General features: G+C 61.1%; 11 protein-coding genes. 3 read left to right on the plus strand and 8 right to left on the minus strand.

All coding sequences use genetic code 11. From position 1 onward, the window contains the following. Window positions 1-59: 59 nt before the first annotated feature. Both ACYQ2I_RS06185 and bioB read right to left on the minus strand, forming a co-directional pair. The gene (locus ACYQ2I_RS06185; RefSeq protein ID WP_460166132.1) at window positions 60-1,688 is read right to left on the minus strand and encodes a CARDB domain-containing protein; all 1,629 of its coding nucleotides are present in this window, start codon (window positions 1,686-1,688) and stop codon (window positions 60-62) included. A gap of 1,096 nt (window positions 1,689-2,784) precedes the next feature. Next, entirely contained in the window at window positions 2,785-3,945 is a 1,161-nt protein-coding gene (gene bioB / locus ACYQ2I_RS06190; RefSeq protein ID WP_460166133.1) for a biotin synthase BioB, read from the minus strand. Between the two features lie 149 nt (window positions 3,946-4,094). Here bioB and ACYQ2I_RS06195 point away from each other — a divergent pair, with 149 nt between their 5' ends. The 3 genes from ACYQ2I_RS06195 to epsC all read left to right on the plus strand — a co-directional run bounded on the left by ACYQ2I_RS06195 (window position 4,095) and on the right by epsC (window position 8,092). Then, a complete protein-coding gene (locus ACYQ2I_RS06195; RefSeq protein WP_460166134.1) occupies window positions 4,095-5,453 on the plus strand; it encodes an amidase in 1,359 nt (452 codons plus the stop codon). Between the two features lie 189 nt (window positions 5,454-5,642). Next, window positions 5,643-6,677 carry a DUF6655 family protein gene (locus ACYQ2I_RS06200; RefSeq protein ID WP_460166135.1) on the plus strand — a complete coding sequence of 345 codons (1,035 nt, stop codon included), beginning with the start codon at window positions 5,643-5,645 and terminating at the stop codon, window positions 6,675-6,677. Between the two features lie 425 nt (window positions 6,678-7,102). Further along, entirely contained in the window at window positions 7,103-8,092 is a 990-nt protein-coding gene (epsC, locus tag ACYQ2I_RS06205; protein WP_460166136.1) for a serine O-acetyltransferase EpsC, read from the plus strand. On the opposite strand, the gene ACYQ2I_RS06210 is transcribed toward epsC, so the two are convergent. From ACYQ2I_RS06210 to atpH, 6 genes are all read right to left on the minus strand, one after another. Beyond that, entirely contained in the window at window positions 8,093-10,888 is a 2,796-nt protein-coding gene (locus tag ACYQ2I_RS06210) for a hypothetical protein (protein ID WP_460166137.1), read from the minus strand. A gap of 52 nt (window positions 10,889-10,940) precedes the next feature. Beyond that, window positions 10,941-11,342 (minus strand): ATP synthase F1 subunit epsilon, encoded by a 402-nt coding sequence (atpC, locus tag ACYQ2I_RS06215; RefSeq protein WP_460166138.1) that lies wholly within the window; start codon window positions 11,340-11,342, stop codon window positions 10,941-10,943. A 58-nt stretch (window positions 11,343-11,400) separates the two neighbouring features. After that, window positions 11,401-12,897: a F0F1 ATP synthase subunit beta gene (gene atpD / locus ACYQ2I_RS06220; RefSeq protein ID WP_460166139.1), complete on the minus strand. Its 1,497-nt coding sequence runs from the start codon at window positions 12,895-12,897 to the stop codon at window positions 11,401-11,403. Between the two features lie 77 nt (window positions 12,898-12,974). After that, a complete protein-coding gene (gene atpG, locus ACYQ2I_RS06225; RefSeq protein ID WP_460166140.1) occupies window positions 12,975-13,844 on the minus strand; it encodes an ATP synthase F1 subunit gamma in 870 nt (289 codons plus the stop codon). Between the two features lie 60 nt (window positions 13,845-13,904). Beyond that, window positions 13,905-15,434 carry a F0F1 ATP synthase subunit alpha gene (atpA, locus tag ACYQ2I_RS06230; protein ID WP_460166141.1) on the minus strand — a complete coding sequence of 510 codons (1,530 nt, stop codon included), beginning with the start codon at window positions 15,432-15,434 and terminating at the stop codon, window positions 13,905-13,907. Next, a complete protein-coding gene (gene atpH / locus ACYQ2I_RS06235) occupies window positions 15,385-16,038 on the minus strand; it encodes an ATP synthase F1 subunit delta (protein WP_460166142.1) in 654 nt (217 codons plus the stop codon). Before atpH ends, atpA begins: the two co-directional genes overlap by 50 nt. Between the last annotated feature and the right edge of the window lie 56 nt (window positions 16,039-16,094).

Genomic DNA, 16,094 nt, shown 5'->3' on the forward strand with positions numbered 1-16,094 from the left:
GTCCCTGGAGGGTTCGGCCGTCTTCGCTCAAAGGCAGATCTCGGTCCTTGAGATGTTTACTAGCGGAGCGGTGCCGAGTCGCGTCGTTCGGCGTAGCGGGTTTGCCCGGCTGCGGCGTCGGAGCCCGGTGTTTGGAAGAAGTATGTCGTTTCTTCGGCCACCAGATGGGTTTCAGCCGCTTCGCAGGACAGTTCGGCCCGGAACACGTGGTTTCCGCGATCTTCGGCTTCGGCGGTGATCGTCAGCGTGGCCTTTTCGCCGGGACCGAGGAAGGGAATCGGTTCGAAAATGACCTGACCGGGCAAGATCCGGTGCGGTTGCCCGACGGCGGTCGTCGGTTCGATTCCCCGCGAGAAGTAGCCGGTGACCTTGACGTTTTCGGCCGCTTTCGTGCCGCGGTTTTCGACGATGATTTTGTATTCGGCGGGCTTTCCGATCGGGACCGGACCGGTCGGATCGATCACGGTCAACCGCAAGTCGGGAACCGCTTCGATTTGGGTGATGATGTCTCCGGCGGCGTTCAGATTTCCGTCGGCCGTGCATACCGCGGTCATGCGACTCGCTCCCGCGGATTGGAAACGACACGTCAATTCCCGTTCTGCCGATTCGCCCGGCGCGAGGGACGGAATGGTCCATTGCACCGTGCGGTTGTCCTCCGCCATGCGGGCGTCGCCTTGGTAGTCGATGAGTTCGAATCCGGCCGGCAGAGTGACCATGAGGCGGACGTTCTTGGCGGCTGCGGTGCCGGGGTTCTGAACGACGGCCCGGTACGTGGCCGTTTGTCCGACGAAGTGGGCTGGCGGCCCCAGTACCTGGACGCGCAAGTCGGGCCGAAGCACGGAAATCGTTTCACTCAGATGCGCCTGTGCGTTACCGTCGGCGTGGGCGTCGATCTGGATGGTCAACTGCCCGATTTGGCGAGCGGTCATTTCGATTTCGACGACTTTTTTCTCTCCGGCCGGTAGGTTGCCCAGATGGTGGGAAACGGGGGTTCGGCTGCCCATCGGCAGCAGGGCAATCGACAGATTTTCCGCATCACCGGTGCCGGTGTTCGCAAGCTCGAGTCGATACACGGCCGATTCGCCGTACAGGATTTCACGCGGTCCATCCAAGCTCAATTCCAGTTTCGCTTCTTGGACCTCGATTTGGGTTTCGGTTGCCGGCGGTACGAAATCCCATTTGACGGCCAGATCGAACGGCTTGCTTTGTCGAGGAACGATGCGCAGTTTCAAGAGTTCTTGGCCCGCTTCGGGCAGATGCGGAATCTTCCACGTGAACGTTCGCGATCCGGGACGAACGTCGACATTGGTAGCCCCGGTCGTCGTTTCGGCCGAGAGGACGTCGGCCCACTCGGGCAAATCGACACTGACGGTCACCTGGTCGGCGCCGAGGTTGCCGGTGTTTTCTACGATGATTTGATAGATGCCTTCCTTGCCGACGCTGATCCGGCGCGGACCAAGCGTGCGAACCTGAATGATCGGACTTTGCCGCTCGATGAGCACCGGTTCGTCCACGGCGATTGGATCATCTTCTGACTCCGCGGCTTTCGGCGCCGCGGCGTCTTCGACGAGATCACTGACAGGACGATCGAACTTCGGCGCCGTGGGGATGCCGAGCTCGTCGCCTGCTGCGGCGTTCCCTGCCGGAGTCGCTTCGGTGGTTGTGCCCGACAAGGCAGGCGGCGCCATCGGACGCTCGGCATATCGCGGTCCGACCAAATTTTCCTGCGGCTGCGGTGTCGGAGCTTTATCTTTCGGCTTCTCCTGGGAATCCGCAAGCGTCGGTGAAGGCTGCTGCGCGATTTGAACCGGCCGATTCGCCGCAGAGCGATACGGTTCATCCGGTGCGACGGTCGGAGCTGGTGTCGGTCGGTACGCGGGGACGCTCGGCGGTGGGGCGAGCGTCGGTTCCTGCGAGCGCGGTGTTGTGGTTGCGATTGGCGGGGCGGGTGTCGGTACGCGCGGAGTGAGCGTTCGCGCCGACGATTGGGGTTCCGGCTGTCGACTGACTTGCCGCGGGACGCCCGGCTGCGCTTCGAGGTGCTGATGCGCGTGCCCGTCCGCGGTTTCGGCGGCTCCAGGAGCCGAGGAATCAGCAGCCGGGGGGGACGTGGGAAAAGCCGAGTGCCGGAAGACCATCAGCCGTTGGTGCAACGGACTACCGATCGGTGCCGCGGGAGGGGTCGGTTTGGACTTGGCGGCCGCCTTCGATACGCCTTCGGTAGCGGGGCGAGACTGCTGGGGTTGCGCGACGACGACCGACGGTGATTTTTTGACCGGGACGTGCACCCCAGAGGGGCGGGGCCCGGAGTTCGACGGCCTTGCGGTTTGCGAATCGGCGAGGCCTCGTGATTGCGCTGCACTCGTGCGCCCGTGGACGGCTGAGGCGGTAGCCGAGGGCGTCGCGTGGTTATGGACATGCGTGTGAGCGGGGGATGCCTCCGTTTCCACACTCGGGGAACGGCCGGGAAGCTCCGACGCCTTGGGGTCGACGGCGAAGATTCCACTCATCAGCCGCTGACCAATTCGGTCCAGCGGCGCGAAAAGCCCTCCGCTTTTCGGCGATTCCTGGGCCAGTCCCACCGAGCCGCATATCAAAAGGACGGTAATCGCAAGCCAATAGGAACGGCGCATTTCCGGTATTACCTCCGCGCACGATGAAACCAAAACAATGTTTCGTCATGCACCTTATCGGCCGTATCGGTTGCGTCGGATTAGGCGACTTTAGCGAATAGGGGAAAACATCGGGTCTGAATAGTTCTAAGGGAGGGGGCCGGGCGATGGGTTATCCCACGTGGACATCGACTTCCGGCTCGAAGCCGAGGGCTTCCAGCATCCGATAGTCCTCTTCCGGAGGTTGGCCCTTCGTCGTCAGATAGTCTCCGACGAATAGCGAGTTGGCGGCGAACATTGCCATCGGTTGCAGCGGCCCCAAGTGCAGTTCACGCCCCGCAGCGACCCGTAAATCTGAGGATGGGCAAGCAAGGCGAAATAGACAAAGCACTCGCAGGCAGTCGCGCGCCGAAAGATTCGGACGCCGGTTCAGCGCCGTACCCTCGATGGGGATCAGAAAGTTGATCGGTAGGGATTCGGGGCGAATTTCGGACAGTGTGAGTGCCAGATCGACCACGTCATCGTTTGTTTCGCCCATCCCGACGATGCCGCCCGAGCAGATTTCGAGCCCCGCCGCCCGCACGGTCCGCAGGGTATCGAGGCGCTGATCGTAGGTATGGGTCGAGCAAATTTGCGGGTAGAATCGTCGACTTGTATTCAGGTTGTGATTGATGCGGTCGACGCCGGCGGCCTTCAACGCCTTGGCTTGGGATTCATCGAGCAACCCCGGCGATACACAAATCTTGAGTTTCGGGGCTATCCGCTTGATTTCGGTTACTGTTTCGCCGATGTGTTCGAGGTCGCGTCGGGACGGGCCGCGTCCCGAGATGACGATGCAATAGGTGCTGGCTTTTCTTTCGGCCGCGACGCGGGCGCCGTCGAGCAACTGTTCTCGATCGACCAGCGGATACTTCGAGATGGCCGCCCTCGAGTTCTTGGCTTGCGAACAGTACGCGCAGTCCTCGGCACACAGCCCGCTTTTTGCATTGATCAAGAAATTTAGCCGAACGCGATGTCCATGGAAATGACGGCGCACCCGGTATGCCGCGGAAAGAACGTCCAACAACTCGGCATCGTCGGAGGCCAGCACGGCCGACGCCTCCTCATGCGTAAGACGGTGTCCCGTGAGGACGGCCTCGGCAAGTGCATGCCACCGTGAGGCCGGATTGTCCTGTGGGGCAAAAGCCGTCGATTCGAGGCTGGAACGTTCGGAGCCGGATACCATGCGGAAGATCTCTTGCGGTTGAGGGGGGAATCGGGAATAGTCGTCCATCTCGGCCGAGGGTCTCAAGTTGCGAAACTTGTTCGTCGGATGACGGCCGATTGCATTCATTGTAGACTCCTGGCACACTGGGCAAACCCGGGGGGCGTGCCGATGCTGCATTGCCGACGCCGCACAAATAGTGGATGAGTCGTCATAATGCGGCAGGCCGTGAAAGACGGGGTCCCAATGTCAATACGGAAAACATCCGGAGAAAACAGATGCCGGCGTTGCCCTCGATTCGCGATTTGGGTGAGAAACTTCGCACGGGCGAATGGACCGTCCGTGATGCAGTCGAATGCTGTCTCGGGCATATCGAAGCGTTGGACGATCAGGTGCACGCATGGGTGCTGGTCGACCGCGAACGGCTCGACGAGGTGATCGAGCGAAGCCAATGGGAGTTGCGGGTCGGATTCGATCGAGGACCGCTTCACGGAGTGCCCGTGGGGGTGAAAGACATCATCGATGTCGCCGGTTTGCCGACGCTCGCGGGATCATCGCTGCGTGAGGGCCACGTGGCGGAAGAAGATGCTCCCGTCGTTCGGGCCCTCCGCGAGGCAGGAGCCGTGATTCTCGGAAAGACGGTGACCGTCGAGTTTGCGTGCTTCGATCCGTCGCCCACACGTAACCCGTGGAATCTTGCGCACACACCGGGCGGCAGCAGCAGCGGCTCGGCGGCGGCGGTCGTTTCGCACATGTGCGCCGCGGCTTTGGGGAGCCAAACCGGCGGTTCGCTCGTGCGACCGGCCGCGTATTGCGGTGCGGCGACGTGGAAACCGACGTTCGGACGCGTGAGTACCGCGGATGTGGTTCCGGTCAGTTTTACGCTCGATCACATCGGCCCGATTGCCCGAACAGTGGCCGATCTCGTTCCGTTCGAACAAATCTTGCCGCCGCCGGACGACTTCGGTTGGCCGGGCAAGATCGACGATCCGAATGAGCGATCTCGGTTGTTCGAGGATATTCCCCCGCGACTTGGTTTTGTCGAAGAGTTCTTTTTTGAACGGGCAACGCCCCATGTCCGGCAGGTCGTCCGCCGCGCGTTGTCGCAATTGGAGCAAGCGGGGGCCAGGGTTGAACCCGTGCAATTGGGAGTCGATTTCGAGACGCTGCAAGAGGTGCATACCCGCATCATGGCGGCAGAGGCGGCAGCATGGCACCGACCGATGTTCGAAAAGCATGCCGCGGAATACGGACCGATGATCCGCGGGTTGCTGGAACAGGGCCTGAAAATGTCGGCTGTCGAGTATGTCGAGGCGATCCAAGCATTGCGACATTTCCGCGGTCGTGCCTCGGAATTTGTCGAAGGGTACGATGCCTTGATCATGCCTGCTGCCGAGACGACGGCTCCGGCGACGCTTGAAACGACCGGCGACAAAGGGAACCAGGCCCCGTGGAGCTGCGCGGGATTGCCAGTGGTGGCGTTTCCTTGCGGTTTGGTGGAAGACGGATTGCCCGTCGGTGTCCAGCTTGTCGGCAAACATCACGACGATCGGCGATTGTTGGCCGCCGCCTTGTGGTGCGAACAGATTTTGACCTTCGACGCCGTCCCGCCGTTGGTCAAAACACTGTGGTCTTGACGGTTTGGGGTCAAAATACAGGGAATAAAGAGAGTGGGGTGAAAGAGAACTGCTCTTCGCGCGGGACCAGGGCGGTTTCTATAATCGCCGCCCGCCGATTGCCGATCGCGCTGCGTGTGCGGAAGCGGCTATCGGCGTTGTCGGCATCGGCACCTGGGTAAGTTTCCTCGACGAATGGAATTGCGCGCGGTGGGCACCAAGGCAGGGATGACTGTTCCGGATCGATGGACGCGCCGTCGTGTTGGGCTGGCGGCATGCCTTGCGCTGGCGTTCCTGTGCGCCGGTTGCGGGTCGACGAAGTGGAGCGAAACCCGCCGTACGGCGACCGAGCAACTGTTGATCTCGGATTCGATGGATCGAGCCGTAAGCGAACTCGACTTTCGCGCACTTGCCGGGAAAGCCGTATACCTCGATACGACGCCGTTGAAGGATGTCGTCGATGCGAGTTATCTTGCCAGTTCGTTGCGACAGCACTTGTTGGCCAACGGCGCAATCTTGCGAGACAAGCGGGAGGAGGCGGATTACATCGTCGAAGCCCGCGCCGGGGCGGTTGGTACCGATACGAGCAACGTCTTGTTCGGCGTGCCCCAAATCGACGTGCCCCGGGGATTCACTATGGTGCCGGGTGTGCCCTCGTCGGTGCCGGAGATCCCGATCATCAAGAAGACATCGCAACGGGCGGTGACGAAAATTCTCTTGTTTGCCTACAACCGCAAAACGGGCCGCCCCCTGTGGCAGTCGGGGCGCATCCAGAAGGAGAGCAAGGCCCGGAACTTGTGGGTGTTCGGAGCCGGGCCGTTCGAACGCGGTTCGATTTACGAGGGCACCCAATTCGCCGGCGACAAGCTCGACATCCCGCTCATCAACCTGGAGGATGCGACTCCCGACCGCATTTCGGTGGCCGACGAGGCTTTCTTCGTGGAGCCCAAGCTCGTAGCCGACGACGATAAGCAGGAAGTCGACAAGCCGAATCAACGGGAAGACGGCTCGCAACAGGCCGGCGCGTCACGTCCGGACGAAGTGCGAACCGCCGTCCGTCCGCAATCCCCGCCGAGTTTGCCCGATCCCGCAGCGTCTCGAGGGCCGATCGGGGGGTACCGCGGGGGTGTGCCGAACGGAACAGCGCCTGGAAATGCGCCCGGCGGTAACGCGGGCATCGTGCCGTGGTGGGAGCAGCGTCAACTCCCGCCGGACTACGGGCGCATGCCGCCCATCCTGCCGTGACGAGGTCGAGACCGGGCTTTTGTGCACAGCATGCCATGAAAGCGAATGTCACCGGTGTTTTCGTTGAATCGGCGAAGGCATTCCGGCCGAAACTGTTCAGGGCGGGCGGTTCGCGACAGATGTCGCAAAAACTGATTCGAGGGCGAAAAATAGGCAAACATGGACGATTGCGCTCGTGCCCGCTTGATTCTGATTCCGCAGCACTCTACGATGAACTGTCGGCGGTAATGCTGCAATTGTCTTGAAACGTTTTCGGGGATGGACATGCCGAGTCTCGTTCGGATGAGCGTACTCTGTCGCGAATGCGGCTGTCCCTGTCCGGCGTAAGGCCGGACAACTGCGTTTTTCTTGTGTATTCCCCGAATACCCGCTCTCTTGTCCACATTCCGGTGCGCCGGATTGGCTTGCCTGCTGAGGATAAAACGATGGCCTCGGATTTTCGTTTGAAAGAGCAGTTGCCGCAGGTTACCAAGCGGCTGGTTCAAACTTACCAGGAAGTGGGGCAAATCAGCCATCTTGGGCATTGTCCCTTACCCAACTATGAGACGATCATTCAGGCGACCGAGTGGATGAAGGAAATCCTTTATCCCGGCTACCGCCGCCGCGACGGTTTGCACATGGGCAACGTCGAGTATTACGTCGGCGATCTCGTCGACAAATTGCACGACGTGTTGACGCAGCAGATTGCGCGAGCGCTACGCCACGAGGCCTCCGGCAATCGACCGTGTGATGCCGAGCAACTCGCCGATTTTGAAGCGATCGGCCAGGCGAAGGCCATCGCATTTTTGGAGCAGTTGCCCGCGGTGCGTGAGATTCTTTGGACCGACGTTCAGGCGGCCTACGACGGCGATCCGGCATGCAAATCGCATGACGAGGTCATTTTTTGCTATCCCGGCTTGGAGGCGGTGACCGTCTACCGGTTGGCGCACCTGTTACATTCGCTCGAGGTACCGTTGATTCCTCGCATGATGACCGAGTGGGCACACAGCCGGACCGGAATCGACATTCATCCCGGCGCCAAGATCGGTCGGTATTTCTTCATCGACCACGGGACGGGCGTCGTGATCGGCGAGACCTGTGAGATCGGTGAATGGGTAAAGTTGTATCAGGGGGTCACGTTGGGGGCGTTGAGTTTCCCGACCGACGCCGAAGGCCGTTTGGTACGCGGCACGAAACGGCATCCGACGATCGAGGATCGCGTGGTCATCTACGCGAACGCGACCGTCTTGGGCGGTCGTACCGTCGTGGGCCACGATTCCGTGATCGGATCGAGCGTATGGTTGACCCGATCTGTTCCGCCGAAAACGACCGTCGTCCTCGAAAAGCCCAATTTGCGGATTCGCGGAGAAAACGGCGACGACTTGGATCCCGAGAAGGGATTGGCCGAGCGAGAGACGAACTCGGCCTCGGCATAGCTACGTTCGGCGTCGCGAATAAAACAGCATCCCACCGGCTGCAAGCCAGGCGGCCGCCGACAGCAGCGATCCCAGATACAGCCACACGGGGCGATAGTCCAACTGCACCCGATATCGGCCTGCCGGTAGCGGAATACCGAGGAGGACGTGATCCGTCTGTAACGGACGCACCACTTGCGAACCGACACGATTCGGCCCACCCGCGTCGGAAAGCGACGTGACGGTCGCCCGCCAATTCGGATCGAACTGCTCTCGAACGACCAAGAGTGCCGGTGTCTCGATTTCGACCTCGATTTCCAGGTGTCCGGCGCGGTACCGGCACACGCGGCATCGTCCCAGAGCCGGGGCCTTCTTGCGCGCCGACGGCGCATGCGCAAACAACGCGCGGAGGATCGGATCACGATAACCGGATTCTTGCGAGCACACGACGACGGCCTCGCGTCGAAGATCCCGCGGTCGTCCGGCCGCGAACAAGGCTGCCCGCGCCTTTTCGATACCCTGTTCCGGTACGTCGGCGGGTGAAAGGGGCGAGACGTCTTCGACCAAGAACGCGTGCGGCGGCGGAGCACGTAGGGACGCGTCGATGGGGGCATCGTCCCATTCGAACATGATCTGATCCCAGGCATGGGACGCAGTTGCTGGCTCGAATGGTGTGACGGACGGCCGCAATCGAACGGCTGTGCCGACCAGGTCGTCGAACCAACTCGGCTTCTCGCCGGCGCCGGGAGAATCGGCCGTAGCCAAGAGCAAAACGTCGAGATATTCTGCCGACAGCATCGTGCCGAACGATTCGACGACTGCCGGTCGCCCCTTTGCCGAAAAGTGAGGCCGGGCACAAAGATGCTGTTTGGGAGCGAGAGTGGCTTGTTCCCAACGCAACCATTCAGCGAGTCGATCGTCCGAAGAGCGATAGCGCCAACGTCGCGGAAACCAATCGAACGGACGATCGATCCGCAGCGGCATGTCGTCGCGATCATCACCCGCTTCCATTGCGGAAAGGGCGGGAGAGTCTGCAATTTTGGTGAGAATCGAGCTCTCCTCGCGTAGTGCACGCGGTGTCGAAACGACCAACCATCCGTTCGCCTGCGCCAGATCGACCGCGGTAAGGACGATGACCGATACGCCGATTAGGCGCCGATATCCACCGAGTCGTGGCCCCTGTGCGAGAATCACGGCGAAAGCGGTCAAGATGACCAGCGAGTGAATGACTCCCCATGTGGCGATCCGGTGCGCGCCGATCGCGTCCAGCGGTCCGAAGATGGGATGGGGATCGGCTTGAGCGAACTGGAAAAACAATCGTTCCCGCAGGAGCATCCACGGTACAAGTACGATCAACGAGGCAACGGCGGCGCCTGCGGCCGTTCGCATCACCCGCCGCCGAAACAGCCGGTTCCGAAGCAGTTCCGTTGTGCCCGTCGCCGACAACAAGGCGATTCCGAAACTGGCGAACGTGAACCACTTGGCCGGATAGCGAAATTGGGCGTATCCCGGTGCGAAGGTGACCAAAAGCCAATACAGTCCGCCGACCGGCGGCGAAATACCGTCGCCTTGAGTCACGCCGAGTTCACGCAACCACCAACCGGCGCCGTACCATCCCATTGACAGCAGAATAGCGAGCAAGACCATCCACGAAAGAAAGACACGTGCGCTCGACGATGCGCGACCGCGTCCGACCATGAATTGCAGGCCGGCCAGCGCGAGAACCAGGGGGACGACGCCTTGGTAAAGACTGGGGCACCATAAACGCCCTTCGGCCGGAAGGGCTTCCATCCAACGTTGATTACGAGGAAACGGCTTTCCGCCGAAATTCGGCCAAATGAGTTCGCCCAACCGCCACCAACCGACGCTGAACTGGTAGGGAATCGTCTCGAGACGGACAAATGGATCCGCGTGCGCGAGATCGGCCGCATCCGAGTGATCGCTGGAAACGTCGGTGCCCCGGCCGCCGCTCAGGTGAGAAATGTTCGACCAGACCGAGAGTCGTGAGGCGATCACGGCACGGTCGCTTCGTCGCGCGTATTCGGCCGATGGAAGAATTTGCACGGCCGCAAGAAGTCCCGCACAGGCAAACGCGGCCGATGCGGCGAGCAGCACGGAGCCCCGCGCCTGCCGCGAGGCGGTTCCGGGGGCTCGCTTTTTTCCATGATCGAGAAGGAAACGGCAGAGCAGTCGTCCGAACCAGAGCAGCGCAAAATGATAAACGAGTTGCGGATCGCCGCCCAACACGGGCATCGCCGTCACGGTGGCTGCCCAGATGATATTTTGAGGACGCTGGTCCCGTGTCAGCATTTCGAAACGCGTGAACATCCACGGCAACCAGGCGGCGCCGGTGAGAAACACGACATTGCTCGTTTGAAACAACACCGGCCCACTCAGCATGTAGCCGACGGCAGCCGTCAGCGCCCCTTCCCGACGGCACCCTAAGAGTCGAGCGGCAATATACGCCCCCCATCCGCCCCACACGACATGTGCGAGCACGTACACGCAAAACCACCAGTGGAACGGTCCCGGGGCCCACATGATCCACGCGGGCGGATAGAATAGGCACGTCGTCGCGCAAGCCGCAAGCGGTTCGCCGAGGTTCTCATACGGATTCCACAACGGCAGCGAGCCGCTGTGAATCGTCGCCCGCACGAAAGCAAATAGCGGATAGTAGAAGTGACCTGCGTCGCGATAGGAGAAAACTTCGCCGAAAAACAAGACTCGGCGAAACACCCATACCGCGACGACGATCGCCGGAAGGCTCAGTAAGACGCGGTGGATCGACGCCCGATTTCGCGATTCGATCGGTACCATGGCGGATCACCGCGAACATGTTGGACGACCGACGCGGGCGGGGACTTTGCGCTCAACGATGCGCCCGCAGGGCCGTACGCAGTTTGGCACGCGCGGCAATCACATCCCGCTCTCGCTTGGCCAGCAGTTCTTCGCTGTCGGCTTTTTGCGCCAACGCCGATCTCAGCTCTTCTTCGGCGCTCTCGACATCCAGCTCATCGGCCGGAGCCGCGTGCGTGGTAACCAGGGAAACCACGTTGTCGAGCACTTCGACAAAACCGCCCTCGACGTAATAGCGCAAAAGGTCGTCGCCGATCCACATTCGCAGCTCGCCCGCGCCGAGACGCCCGATCATCGGCGCGTGTCCCGGCAGGACACCCAATTCCCCGTCGTACAACGGGAGCGCGACGAAGTCGACTTGTTCGTCCAGGAGCGTTTTCTCGGGCGTGACGACGATGCACTGCAAATCAGGCATGGCGAATTTCCGTCAAGCTTGTTTCCTGCAAGTCCGGAAAGTCATTCCGGCGAAGCGACTATTTCTTCTTGGCCGCAGCGGCCATGCGTTCTGCCTGCTCGGCGGCTTGCTCGATGGCTCCCACGTACATGAAGGCTTGTTCAGGGAGGTGGTCCCACTTGCCGTCGCACAGCTCTTCAAAGCTGCGGATGGTTTCTTCCAGCGGAGTGATTTCGCCGGGCTTGCCGGTAAACGCCTCGGCCACCAGGAAGGGCTGCGACAGGAAGCGTTCGATGCGGCGTGCCCGATGGACGACCAATTTGTCTTCTTCGCTCAATTCTTCGACGCCCAAAATGGCGATGATGTCTTGCAGTTCGCGGTATCGCTGAAGAATCGTTTGCACACGCCGCGCGATGGCGTAGTGCCGTTCACCGACGTACTGCGGATCCAACAGACGGCTGGATGAAGCCAACGGGTCGACGGCCGGATAGATACCCTTCTCGGCAATCGCACGTTCGAGGTAGATGAAAGCATCCAACTGGCCGAATGCCGTCGCAGGTGCGGGGTCGGTCGGGTCGTCGGCGGGCACGTATACCGCCTGCACCGAGGTGATCGCCCCTTTGTTCGTCGAGGCGATTCGTTCCTGCAACGCACCCATTTCGGTGGCCAACGTCGGTTGGTAACCCACGGCAGAAGGCATACGCCCCAACAAGGCCGACACTTCACTACCGGCTTGTGAGAACCGGAAGATGTTGTCGATGAACAAGAGGACGTCGGCTCCGGTGGTGTCGCGAAAGTATTCGGCCATCGTCAATGCCGACAGGGCCACCCGCAAACGCGATCCCGGCGGCTCATTCATCTGACCGAAGACCATGCAGGTTTGTTCGATGACCTTACGGCCGGTGCTGCCGATTTCGGTTTCCTGCATTTCCAACCACAAGTCGTTTCCTTCGCGGGTCCGCTCACCGACCCCGGCGAACACCGAGTAACCGCCGTGCGACGACGCGATTCGTGCGATCAACTCGGTGAGGATGACCGTCTTGCCCAACCCGGCACCCCCGAACAAACCGGCCTTACCACCGCGGACGAAGGGCGTCAACAAGTCGATCACCTTGATGCCCGTCTCGAAGATTTCCGTCTTGGTCGACAAGTCGGTGACTTCGGGAGCCTCGCGATGGATGGGCCAGCGTTCTTCGGCTTGAACCTCGCCGCGATTGTCGATCGGTTCGCCCAGCAGGTTGAACACGCGTCCCAAAACAGCCTTTCCGACGGGGACGCTGACCGGGGCTCCTGTGTCGAGGCACTTCATCCCGCGGACAAGACCGTCCGTCGATCCCAACGCCACGCACCGCACCTTTCCACCGCCGAGATGTTGCTGCACCTCGCCGGTGAGGTCGATCTTGACGCCCTTGTTTTCTTCGACCACCCGCACGGCGTTGTAGATCGTCGGCAGGCGATCTTCGGGAAACTCGGCATCGAAGGTCGAGCCGATCACTTGGGTGATGCGGCCGTAATTGGGACTTTCGGTTACGACTGCCGAAGTTGCCTGGGCGGTGTTTTTTCCGGTATCTGCCATGATTCTTTCCAACTAGATACAGCGGGTTGGGATTTCGGCCAAGGGATCCGTTCGATATAGGCTCCGGTGGATCCGGATTATTGAATCGCTTCGGCGCCGCTGATGACCTCCAACAGTTCCGAGGTGATTTGCGTCTGCCGAGCGCGGTTGTACGCCATACTCAGGTGCGAGATCATCTGATCGGCGTTGTCGGTGGCCGTCTTCATGGCCACCATGCGGGCGATTTGTTCGCTCACCGCCGCGTCGAGGAAGAACTTGAACAAGCGGATCTTGATGCTCATCGGCACGACTTCCTCGAGGATGCTTTCCGCCGACGGGAAGAAGTCGTATTGGGCACGCGAGGCCGCTTCCTCGCCTTCTTCCAAGGCGGCCGGCGGCAACAACGTCTCGACGACCGGATACTGACGACTCGCCGACTCGAATCGGACGTAAGCCACGTCGACGCGATCCAGGTCGCCGCAGGTGTATTCGTCCAGGTAACGCTTCGCAAGCACGTCCACATCGACGAACTTCGGGCGGTCTTCGAAATGGGTGTAGGCCTCGGCAACCTCGGTGCCGCGAAAACGGAACGCCGAAATGCCGCGTTTTCCCGAAACTTCCAAGGCCACCTGGTCGTATTCTTCCCGCAAGTTACGATGCGCGGCAATCGCCGTCCGCAACACGCCCGAGTTGTAGCCGCCGCACAAGCCGCGGTTGGAGGTCAAGACCAACAACACGGCTCGACGTGTCGTCGTTCGCGGTTCAAGCAGCGGGTGACTGACCTGCAGGCCCGCCTCGGTCAAATGCCCGACCAGTGCGGCAATCCGGTTGGTGTAGGCGGTTGCCGCTACGGCGCGATCCATCGCCCGTTTGAAGCGAGCGGTCGAGATCAGTTCCATCGTCCGCGTGATCTTGCGGATGTTGCGAACCGATTTCCGCCTTCGGTCGAGTGCACGTGCTTTGGCCATGTTTAGCCCGATTACCTATTGTGCGTATGTTGTTCGGTCGCTAGGGGGCAACCGCCGTGGTCAAGCGGCCACCGATTTGTCCTTTTCGACGAATTTGGCCTGGAACGCCTCGATCGCTTGAGTGAGCTGCTGTTCCAGATCCGAAGTCAGGTCTTTGGTTTCGGCCAATCGGTCCCACAACGCCTGATGTTCGGCGTGGATGTATTCGAGGAATTCCTTTTCCCAGCGGCGCACCTGCGAAATCTCGATCTTGTCGAGATAGCCCTTGGTGCCTGCGTAAATGACCATCACCTGGTCGACCACGTGCATCGGAGCGTACAACCCCTGCTTGAGCAGCTCGGTCATGCGATAACCGCGGTCGAGTCGGGCCTGCGTGGCCGGGTCGAGTTCCGTTCCCAATTGGGCGAAGGCCTCCAGTTCCCGGAAAGCCGCCAAGTCGAGCCGCAGGCCGCCGGCCACCTTTTTCATGGCGGGCATCTGGGCTTTACCGCCCACACGGGAGACCGAAATACCGACGTTCATAGCGGGCCGCTGACCCGCAAAGAACAAGTCGGGTTGCAGGTAGATCTGACCGTCGGTAATCGAGATCACGTTCGTCGGAATATAGGCGGACACCTCGCCTTCGAGCGTTTCGACGATCGGCAACGCAGTGAGCGAACCGCCGCCCAATTCGTCGCTGAGTTTGGCCGCACGCTCGAGCAAACGGCTGTGGCAGTAGAAGATGTCGCCGGGGTAGGCCTCACGTCCCGGAGGACGTCGCATCAGGAGCGACATTTGCCGGTAGGCTTGGGCCTGACGCGACAAGTCGTCGTACACGACCAGCGCGTGTTCGCCCTTGTACATGAAGTACTCGGCCATCGAACAACCGGCGTAAGGGGCGATGTATTGCAACGGTGCCGGGTCACTCGCTCCGGCCACGACGACCGTCGTGTATTCCATCGCGCCGTGGCGTCGCAAGGCGTCGATCAAACCCGCCACGCTCGATTCTTTTTGGCCGACGGCCACGTAGAAGCATTTGACGCCGGTACCCTTCTGATTGATGATCGTGTCGATGCAGATCGCCGTCTTCCCGGTCTTCCGGTCGCCGATGATCAGCTCACGTTGACCGCGGCCGATGGGCGTCATCGAGTCGATCGCCTTGATACCGGTTTGCAGCGGCTCGACGACGGGTTGACGCTCGGCGACACCCGGCGCGGGACATTCGACGGGCCGGCGCTCGCTGGTCACGATGGGCGGACCGCCGTCGAGCGGATTGCCCAGCGGGTCGATCACGCGGCCCAATACCGCTTCTCCGACCGGAACGCTGAGCAGTTCGCCGGTACTGCGAACCTCGTCGCCTTCGTGGACGGTCAAGTAGTCGCCCAAGATGGTCACGCCGACCGAGTTCTCTTCCAGGTTCAGCGCCATACCCCGGACGCCGCTGGGGAACTCGACCATTTCACCGGCCATCACGCCCGACAGACCGTACACGCGGGCGATGCCGTCACCAACCTCCAGCACGCGACCGACGTCCCGGACGTCGATCTTTGAGCGATACTGCTCAATTTCCTGCTGGATCACGGAAGCGATCTCGTCGGCTTTGAATTTCATGAGCGCTCCTATCGATGATCTGCTTACGCACGGCCGCCAATTGTGCGGCGACCGAAGCGTCGTACACGGTATCCCCCACGCGGATCTTCACGCCGCCGATGAGGGAAGGATCGACCTCGACTTCCAGTACCGGTTCACCCGCAACCAACGGAGCCACACCGGCTTTGATCTTGGCGAGCAAGTCTTCGCTCAACGGTTCCGCTGCGGTGACCCGCACGGGAACGCGTCCCAGACGTTGATCGTGCAGGGCCTTCGCCTTGGCGGCGATTGCCCGCAGGCAGTCGAGCCGTCCCCGCCGTGAAAGCACCATCAGAAAGTTGAGCAACACGGGTGTTGCCCGACCGCCGAGCGTTCGCTCGATGATGCCTTCCTTTTCGTGATGGGGAACGACGCCCGAGGCCAGCACGGCTTCGAAGTCGGGGAACACGTCGAGAACGTCGGTCACGAGCGATTCGAGTTCTTCCAGGCACGAGGCGACGTCACCGACGTTTTGCGCCGCGTTCAAGAAGGCTTCGGCGTAAACCTCGGCGATCTGCTCGGCGTTGACGTCGGCGTCCCATTCTGCCGCAAATTGGGCGTCGCGGGCCTGGAGTTCGTCGCTCATCTCACGGTTCTCGTTGAAAGACGATGCCACATTCGAAGCACAACCGACGGGCAGGG

The organism is Thermostilla marina, assembly GCF_054657455.1.

Bases quoted from the DNA above. Each gene is read 5' to 3' on its own strand.
- ACYQ2I_RS06195 (WP_460166134.1), top strand. From the start codon at position 4,095: ATGCCGGCGTTGCCCTCGATTCGCGATTTGGGTGAGAAACTTCGCACG.
- atpG (WP_460166140.1), bottom strand. From the start codon at position 13,844: ATGGCCAAAGCACGTGCACTCGACCGAAGGCGGAAATCGGTTCGCAAC.
- atpA (WP_460166141.1), bottom strand. From the start codon at position 15,434: ATGAAATTCAAAGCCGACGAGATCGCTTCCGTGATCCAGCAGGAAATT.
- ACYQ2I_RS06210 (WP_460166137.1), bottom strand. From the start codon at position 10,888: ATGGTACCGATCGAATCGCGAAATCGGGCGTCGATCCACCGCGTCTTA.
- epsC (WP_460166136.1), top strand. From the start codon at position 7,103: ATGGCCTCGGATTTTCGTTTGAAAGAGCAGTTGCCGCAGGTTACCAAG.
- bioB (WP_460166133.1), bottom strand. From the start codon at position 3,945: ATGAATGCAATCGGCCGTCATCCGACGAACAAGTTTCGCAACTTGAGA.
- atpD (WP_460166139.1), bottom strand. From the start codon at position 12,897: ATGGCAGATACCGGAAAAAACACCGCCCAGGCAACTTCGGCAGTCGTA.
- atpH (WP_460166142.1), bottom strand. From the start codon at position 16,038: ATGAGCGACGAACTCCAGGCCCGCGACGCCCAATTTGCGGCAGAATGG.
- ACYQ2I_RS06185 (WP_460166132.1), bottom strand. From the start codon at position 1,688: ATGGCGCCGCCTGCCTTGTCGGGCACAACCACCGAAGCGACTCCGGCA.
- atpC (WP_460166138.1), bottom strand. From the start codon at position 11,342: ATGCCTGATTTGCAGTGCATCGTCGTCACGCCCGAGAAAACGCTCCTG.